Origin of the sequence: Gordonia gummivorans (assembly GCF_022513585.1) — a bacterium.
In the GTDB taxonomy this organism is placed as follows: Bacteria; Actinomycetota; Actinomycetes; order Mycobacteriales; family Mycobacteriaceae; genus Gordonia.
Genome location: NZ_JAKWBF010000067.1, coordinates 1 through 1,954, shown reverse-complemented (window position 1 = coordinate 1,954; position 1,954 = coordinate 1). Strand labels below are relative to the sequence as shown.

The following is a 1,954-nucleotide window of genomic DNA, read 5'->3' as shown; positions in this document are numbered from 1 at the left end:
GCAGGTGGGAGGGCATTTTTGCCCTCCCACCTTTTGCATTCAGATCACCGGTTGCACCCTTCGTGCAACTCTCCTGACCTCCGCAGATAGAACGGCCCCGGTAGGTGCGGTAACACCTCCAGGGCCTCGACACACCGGAGGTTCGTTCCGATGCATCGTTCATCACACCCTATCTGCCGTCGCGGGAGCCGTCGTGTTCCTGCTCGGCGCGTACTTCATCCCGATCGGCGTCATGTCCCTCTGCATCGAGCTTGGATGGCACGCATGAGCAACCGAACAATCGACCGCCGCGCACGACTCATCTCAGAAACCCGCCACCTCATTCAGCAGGTCGACACCCGAGCACTCACCACCGACGAACTCCACGACCTTGTTCTGTTGCTGCGGTGCTTCCTCCCTCAACCTGCCGGATCGATAGTGGTTCAGCGATGAGCGCCCCCGACACTCAGCTCACCGCGTGGTGGAACCTGCACGACGCCGCCCGCGAGGTAGGTGTCGACGTCGACCACCTCCGGGCCGCGTTGCACGACCTCGAGGACCAGCTCGACAACGGTGCGGTCGGGGACTCGACGCGCGTCGCCGAGCTGGCTACAACAGTCCGGCAAGGCGTCGTCGCCGTGTGCCGCAAAGGCACGGACGAGGCATCGACCTTGACCGTGGCGCAACTGTTCCGCGCTGCGGACGCGCTCGGGATGCCCACCTCTGAGCTGCTCGGGGTCACCAAATGAGCGCACCCGACACCGCCGAGTTGAGACGCGAACTTCGCGGAATCCTGGACCGCGTTCGGATGTCCGACCTCACAGAGCGCGAAGTGACGGCGCTGCTGGTGATCTTCGCTCCCATCGGCGAGCGCGTGGAGCGTGACGGCCTCGTTGACCGATCCCGCCAGTCTCCGCGTCGAGGACTCCGCGTCGTCTGACCTAACCCCTGCGCGGTGCTCATCACCGCGACTGCCCTGGACGGTCGAGAGCGGTTCTCTCTGCACCTCTCTCGCGGGTTCGACTCCCGCATGGGCTCGACGCGCACAACCGACTTCCGACCGTGCGCCCGTCGTTCTCGCAGAGCCCGACGCAAACCAGCCTGCTCGACGTAGCCCAGTCCCTCGACGTCGACGAGGGCCACCGATCCCGACCTCGCGAATCGAGACCAGGTGCCATGACGATCACACCTGCCCATCGGGCACGGTGCTAGAAGTCGTGGGCCAACGCGGTCCGGTGCCGGGGTCCGTGGGTCGAACGGGATGGGGTAGAACGCGCGGCCACCCGTCAGGGTGTCGTACGAAACTATTGAATAACGTGTGCAGTCACCAAAAACCCGGAAGTGAGTTCAAACAATGAAGATCCACGTTGACTACAACGCAGAGCACCAGATGATGACCTTTGGCGACACCAACGGCGAGCCGATCCTTTACTACCGGAGTGTTGCGACCGTGCAGCACGCAACCACTCCGGACGGCTGGGTACTCGCCACCGTCGACGGCGAGGAGTGGATTACCGGCGTAACCGGGTTGGTGGACGTCGACAAGGCGATTTCCGCAGCGCAAGCCTGGCTGTCGCATCGATGATCCTGAACTACGACGGATGGCAGGTATCTCGCCACGCCTCGGGAGTGGCCGAACGATCCCCTGTTCAACTTTTGACCTCCAGCCGGTCACCGACGAGCACGAACCGGGCACGGTAGTCGGGACCGTCGAACCTGTACCGCTTGGCCTCCTGGTGCCGTCCAGCCCACGAGAGGACGCGGAACAACTCACCGGCAGACACCGCGACCTGTTCACCAGCCAACAGTGCGCGTTCCCGATCCTCACCGCCCAGTGGTGTCGCGTCCGGGTGCCGGCGTGCGGCCGCGGCATCCCAACGAGCACGATGATCGCGGCTGTACGCGGCCAGCATCTCCCGCAACTCCGAGCTGCCACCCGTACGGCGCGCGGCATCAGTCGTCGTCGGCGCCGAGT

The 1,954-nt window shown here is 64.4% G+C and carries 5 protein-coding genes; 4 read left to right on the top strand and 1 reads right to left on the bottom strand.

Annotation, left to right across the window (positions count from 1 at the left end; all coding sequences use genetic code 11):
- Window positions 1-264 precede the first annotated feature (264 nt).
- From MKW15_RS24080 to MKW15_RS24065, 4 genes are all read left to right on the top strand, one after another.
- Window positions 265-432 (top strand): hypothetical protein, encoded by a 168-nt coding sequence (locus MKW15_RS24080; protein WP_240862898.1) that lies wholly within the window; start codon window positions 265-267, stop codon window positions 430-432.
- Window positions 429-728, top strand: a complete 300-nt coding sequence (locus MKW15_RS24075) for a hypothetical protein (protein ID WP_240862896.1) — start codon at window positions 429-431, stop codon at window positions 726-728. The genes MKW15_RS24080 and MKW15_RS24075 overlap by 4 nt, the downstream gene beginning before the upstream one ends.
- A complete protein-coding gene (locus MKW15_RS24070) occupies window positions 725-919 on the top strand; it encodes a hypothetical protein (protein ID WP_240862894.1) in 195 nt (64 codons plus the stop codon). The genes MKW15_RS24075 and MKW15_RS24070 overlap by 4 nt, the downstream gene beginning before the upstream one ends.
- Before the next feature lie 414 nt (window positions 920-1,333).
- The gene (locus MKW15_RS24065) at window positions 1,334-1,564 is read left to right on the top strand and encodes a hypothetical protein (protein WP_240862892.1); all 231 of its coding nucleotides are present in this window, start codon (window positions 1,334-1,336) and stop codon (window positions 1,562-1,564) included.
- 64 nt (window positions 1,565-1,628) lie between these two features.
- On the opposite strand, the gene MKW15_RS24060 is transcribed toward MKW15_RS24065, so the two are convergent.
- Window positions 1,629-1,954: hypothetical protein (locus MKW15_RS24060; RefSeq protein WP_240862891.1), on the bottom strand; the 326-nt coding region annotated here is incomplete at its 5' end.